A 5,257-nucleotide genomic window follows, 5' to 3' on the forward strand; every position below is an offset into this window, starting at 1 on the left:
CTAAGGAACCCATCCCTATTGTACCTCCTGAGGAGGCGCTTGCTCCTCTTGGTCGCCTTCTGGCTTCGGCATCGACGTCTTCGGAGCTTCAGCGATATCAAATGCAAGGGCACCATCGCGAAAACTTACTTTAACTGCCCCACCGGTTACCAATTTACCAAATAGCAATTCCTCAGCCAGTGGCTTCTTGATCAACTCCTGGATTACACGCGCCAAAGGCCGTGCGCCATAGAGTGGATCATAGCCTCTCTCAGCAAGGAACTCCTTGGCCGCCGAAGAGAGCTCGATTGTAACATTTCGGTCTGCTAATTGGGCCTCAAGCTGCATCACGAACTTCTCGACGACTTGGGCGACGATTTCCGGAGTTAGGCCGGCGAACGGAATGATCGCATCCAAACGGTTACGGAACTCTGGAGTGAACATGCGTTTGATCGCCTCCTCATCCTCGCCAACTCGCATCTCGCGACCAAAGCCGATTGCCGCCTTGGCCATATCGGCGGCACCGGCGTTTGTGGTCATGATTAGAATAACATTCCGGAAGTCGACGTTCTTTCCATTATGGTCGGTTAGCTTGCCGTGATCCATGACTTGGAGGAGGATATTAAAAAGATCAGGATGGGCTTTCTCGATTTCATCAAGCAAAAGCACACAATGCGGGTGCTGATCGATTGCGTCTGTCAGCATGCCTCCCTGATCGAAGCCGACATAACCTGGAGGCGCGCCGATCAGACGTGAGATCGAGTGGCGCTCCATATACTCTGACATATCGAACCGCGTCAGTTCGATACCCAAAGTGCTGGCCAACTGACGGGCAACTTCGGTTTTACCGACACCGGTGGGACCGGAGAATAGGTAGCATCCGATCGGCTTTTCAGCATCGCGCAGACCGGCACGGGCAAGCTTGATCGCGGCCGAGAGGGAAGATATGGCGAGGTCCTGGCCAAATACCATTGACTTCAGGTCGCGTTCGAGTGAACGAAGGGTTTCCTTGTCGTCGGCCGAGACCGATTTGGGCGGAATGCGGGCAATTTTGGCAACGATTTCCTCGATATCGCGCAAGGTGACCGTTTTCCGGCGCTTGTTCTCTGGAAGTAGCATCCTTGAGGCACCCACCTCATCTATCACATCGATCGCTTTATCGGGCAGCTTGCGATCGTGAATATATTTTGCGGATAGTTCAACGGAGGCGCGAATGGCGTCGTCAGTGTAACGGACCTTATGGTGTTTTTCATACACACCCTTGAGACCGCGTAAAATCTTCACCGCATCATCAATTGAAGGTTCATTGACATCGATTTTCTGGAAGCGGCGCACCAACGCACGGTCTTTTTCGAAATAAGTGCGGAATTCCTTATAAGTCGTTGACCCAATACAGCGCAGCGCCCCGGAAGATAGGGCGGGCTTAAGTAGATTTGACGCATCCATTGCGCCACCGGAAGTTGCGCCAGCACCTATGACGGTGTGGATCTCGTCAATAAATAAAACTGCGCCGGGCAAGGCTTCAAGTTCTGAAACGACGGCTTTGAGGCGCTCTTCGAAATCTCCCCGGTAGCGGGTGCCGGCCAGCAATGCCCCCATGTCGAGCGAGTAAATTGTTGATTTGGCAAGCACTTCGGGCACATCACCATCAACAATACGTTTGGCGAGTCCCTCGGCAATGGCTGTTTTGCCAACACCTGGATCACCCACGAATAACGGATTGTTTTTTGAGCGGCGGCACAGAATTTGGATCGTTCGCTCGATTTCCATTTCGCGACCGATGAGCGGATCAATCTTGCCAGATTGCGCTTTTTTGTTCAGATTTACGCAATAATTAGCCAAAGCATCCTGCCCGCGCTTGGGCTTTTGCTCCTGTTCCGTCTCGGGGCTTTCAGCACTACCGGACGGCGTACGCGGAACCGAGCGACCAGGAGATTTGGCAATTCCATGACTAATGAAATTGACAGCATCAAGACGCGTCATATCCTGCGCTTGCAGGAAATACACAGCATGGCTTTCGCGCTCGGAGAACAGAGCGACGAGCACATTGGCTCCTGTCACTTCATCGCGGCCAGAGGATTGCACATGAATTGCGGCTCTCTGAACAACGCGCTGAAACCCAGCCGTGGGCTTAGGATCGCCAGCGCGATCGGTTGCGAGACCAGCCAGGTCCTTGTCAAGAAATTCGGTGGTTTCACGGCGAAGGCGCTCAATATCGACACCACAAGCACGCAGCACCGTGAGCGCATCGGCGTCGTCGATCAGCCCGAGCAATAAATGCTCAAGAGTCGCATATTCATGACGGCGCTCGGCAGCAAACGCCAATGAGCGGTGTAGGGTCTGTTCCAGATTGCGAGAAAGCATATCCTTATCACTCCTAGCAGAGCTTCCGGCAGGCGGCCCATGCCGCCTTGGTCAAGCCCGATGCGGCGGGTCAGCCGCGAGATCGTTAACTTCACCCACGCTTAGCGTAACACATCAATGACATGATACCGCGCAAAACTTTCGCAATGATGACCAAAGTGGGTCTCGTCTGCAAAATTATGGGAGCCACCTGAGTTATCCACCGAAATTATTCCTTCTCAATCGTGCATTGCAGTGGATGTTGGCTCTGCCGCGCTAAGTCCATTACCTGCGTTACCTTGGTTTCAGCGATTTCGTAGGTAAACACGCCGCAGACGCCGACGCCGCGACGATGAACATGAAGCATGATCCGCGTCGCCTCTTCACGACTTTTCGAAAAAAAACGTTCGAGAACATGAATCACGAACTCCATCGGCGTGTAGTCGTCATTAAGCATCAACACTTTGTAGAGTGCCGGTTTCCGCGTTTTCGTGCGCGTACGGGTTGCAATTCCAGTACCCAAACCATTGCCAGTGCCACGACGATCAGAGCCAGACATCGACCTTATCTCATTTAATGCTTCGTGCAGCATATCCATACGGTACCCCTGTGGGAAAGAGCTAATTTGCGCCCGCAGCGAGATTATCCGTGATCGGGGGCGGGATGTGGTTGGTCGGAAATTGTGGCAAGCCATCTGCAAGCCTGATCCACCCTAGTCGATCCGCTTGCACATATGCAGCCGCGGCCGAAATTCCTGAGTTTCGGGCTCGTCGAGTGTGGCGGTGTGAATGCCGATACCGGGTCCATTGATCGGCCTGTAGAAGAGTTGACAGCCGCACGTAGCACAAAACTGACGTTCACATTCCGGCGACGATCGATAGAACGACGGCCTGCCCCGCAGCAGCGTGAAGCCGGAATCGGGTAGAAACGCCCACGCTAAAAGTGGCGCGCCGCTGGTTCGGCGACAGATCGAGCAATGGCAGATCCCGGTGTCTTCCACCGCGGTCGAGTCGGCTTCATAGCGAATCCCCCCGCAATGGCAGCCACCCAACGCCATCAAAATTTCGCCGAAACGGCAAGCGAGCCGTATTCGTGAATGCCACCAACCTGCCCCACGTAGCGACGCGTCTGAAATACCTGCGTGTAGCTGAAACGAATACCGCGCCAGATCACAGCGACCCCGGCATCCACTTGGCCAACGGCGCGAAACGGATCGACCGACCGGCTCGCTTGAAAATCAGCCCCCTGCAAAAATTCGTCATGCCCGATCAACTTTCCTGCTACCCCTCCGTACACATACCACACGATTGACCGCGATGCCCTGAAGGCATCGGAACCTGAGGGGCCTGGACGCAGCAGAGGGGCACCGAAATCGGAATTCAGCCCTTCACCGAGGCGAAAAGTAATCCCCGGTTCAACATAAATCTCTGTGGTTCCCAGCATGCCAGACAATTGTGGCAAAGCGTCTACTTGCAGCCCGTCATTGAATCGGGCGAGCCCGATTCGCCAGATGCGCGCCGCCATTAAATCGAAAGCCGGTTCCGAGGGCAGCTGATAAGCCCAACCATGGGTTCCACTTTGGCCGATGACCGCGTGAAAGCCATTCTGGACGATCTCAGCGCCGGCATCACGCCCAATCACACCGACGTCAGCGCCAAGTATGGTGCGAGTTGTATCAGTGTCCTGTATCAATTCGAAGGTGCCGAGTAATGAACCAGCGTAAGGCTCCTCATTAACAGGCGGGTTGATTGCCTGTGTCGTATTGGGGGTGAAAATTTTTTGAGTGAGGCCTATGCTGATCCTCTGGACACCGTCGCCCAGGAGATCGCGACCAAAATCGGCGACTACGTCGGGTACATTCCCTGCCTGCGATGTCCAGCCGATGTGTAAACCGTTGACGTAGTATCGATCGGTGAGGCTTTGGGTGCTGATCGATGCGTTTTCATCCTGGATCGTCCAGGTTCCAGTTGGAAATCCGCTGCTTTCCTGCGCAAAGGCCGGAATCGCATAGAAAAGCGGGGCAGTGCAGAGGGCAATCAAAGCCAGATTTTTGTTCATGGAAGACGTCCTGAGTTCGTAACATCGGACGCCAGTCGCCCGAAACGCAGATCAACACACCTAGATGTATGGCGTTCAAGGCCCGTGAAGCAAGATGGCTGTGAGGATTTTGCCACAGTGCCATCAAAATCATATCGCATGTCGCATAGAGCCTATGTTCGGAAAATCCGTTTCAAAACGCTGAACGTGGATTATGTCGCAGTCCGTCGTTGAAGTTAGCAACCGAGCGATGATGGGCTCTGGATATTCATATTTTAGGCAATGATGATGAAGCGGCTTATGTTAGCAGGAAGTCTCGTCACCAGTATCGTGATTGCCCTGTCATACGGCACAGCGAGAGCAGAGGTGCGGTCACCGATCGGTGACTGGCTGACAGGGCAGGGCGGCGCAGTAGTGAGAATTTCACCCTGCAGCAATGGTGCTGGTCTGTGTGGCCGCATCGTTGGCTTGATGCTTGATGCCGGCGTGCCGGAGCCTGCTGACTACCGCGGTCGACCGCAATGTGGGTTCGAGTTGATCCGGCCGTCTGAACAGCAAGGTGAATTATGGCGCGGCGGTATCGTCGATCCCCGCAATGGTGATCGCTATCACGCGGAATTCCACGTGACCCGCATGGGCGAGCTCGCGTTGCGCGGCTACATCGGTTTGCCGATTTTCGGTCAGACCCAACACTGGCTGCGCTATCAGGGCCGGGTACCGCGGTCTTGTCGCATCAATCAGGCCCAAATGGCGCAGTCCGTCTTGCCAGATCAGGTTAACGCCGATCAGCGCGACTGAATTCGTAATCTGTAGTAGTCCGCCGCGCTCATCGCCCCCGCCGCCAACCCCTCCGTGCCAATGACGATGAGACACGAACCCCCTGGGAAATTACACTTGA

At 54.6% G+C, this 5,257-nt stretch carries 5 protein-coding genes; 1 reads left to right on the plus strand and 4 read right to left on the minus strand.

The window, feature by feature from the left end; translation table 11 throughout:
* Positions 1-15 precede the first annotated feature (15 nt).
* The 4 genes from clpA to ACP5E6_RS15875 form a co-directional block, all read right to left on the minus strand.
* Positions 16-2,343, minus strand: a complete 2,328-nt coding sequence (clpA, locus tag ACP5E6_RS15860) for an ATP-dependent Clp protease ATP-binding subunit ClpA (protein ID WP_427955684.1) — start codon at positions 2,341-2,343, stop codon at positions 16-18.
* 208 nt (positions 2,344-2,551) lie between these two features.
* On the minus strand, positions 2,552-2,881 hold the full coding sequence (gene clpS / locus ACP5E6_RS15865; RefSeq protein ID WP_427955694.1) for an ATP-dependent Clp protease adapter ClpS: 330 nt from the start codon (positions 2,879-2,881) through the stop codon (positions 2,552-2,554).
* A gap of 153 nt (positions 2,882-3,034) precedes the next feature.
* Positions 3,035-3,379, minus strand: a complete 345-nt coding sequence (locus tag ACP5E6_RS15870; RefSeq protein ID WP_427955687.1) for a GFA family protein — start codon at positions 3,377-3,379, stop codon at positions 3,035-3,037.
* Positions 3,379-4,380 carry a lipid A deacylase LpxR family protein gene (locus ACP5E6_RS15875; RefSeq protein WP_427955689.1) on the minus strand — a complete coding sequence of 334 codons (1,002 nt, stop codon included), beginning with the start codon at positions 4,378-4,380 and terminating at the stop codon, positions 3,379-3,381. Before ACP5E6_RS15875 ends, ACP5E6_RS15870 begins: the two co-directional genes overlap by 1 nt.
* A gap of 261 nt (positions 4,381-4,641) precedes the next feature.
* Here ACP5E6_RS15875 and ACP5E6_RS15880 point away from each other — a divergent pair, with 261 nt between their 5' ends.
* Positions 4,642-5,157, plus strand: coding sequence for a DUF2147 domain-containing protein (locus ACP5E6_RS15880; protein WP_427955692.1), 516 nt, complete (start codon positions 4,642-4,644; stop codon positions 5,155-5,157).
* Positions 5,158-5,257: the final 100 nt, after the last annotated feature.

It is taken from the genome of Acidiphilium sp. (assembly GCF_049977125.1).
Taxonomy (GTDB): Bacteria; Pseudomonadota; Alphaproteobacteria; order Acetobacterales; family Acetobacteraceae; genus Acidiphilium.

What these genes read in the sequence shown, in the direction of transcription:
- clpA (WP_427955684.1), bottom strand. Translation starts at nt 2,343, where the DNA reads ATGCTTTCTCGCAATCTGGAACAGACCCTACACCGCTCATTGGCGTTT.
- clpS (WP_427955694.1), bottom strand. Translation starts at nt 2,881, where the DNA reads ATGTCTGGCTCTGATCGTCGTGGCACTGGCAATGGTTTGGGTACTGGA.
- ACP5E6_RS15870 (WP_427955687.1), bottom strand. Translation starts at nt 3,379, where the DNA reads ATGGCGTTGGGTGGCTGCCATTGCGGGGGGATTCGCTATGAAGCCGAC.
- ACP5E6_RS15875 (WP_427955689.1), bottom strand. Translation starts at nt 4,380, where the DNA reads ATGAACAAAAATCTGGCTTTGATTGCCCTCTGCACTGCCCCGCTTTTC.
- ACP5E6_RS15880 (WP_427955692.1), top strand. Translation starts at nt 4,642, where the DNA reads ATGATGATGAAGCGGCTTATGTTAGCAGGAAGTCTCGTCACCAGTATC.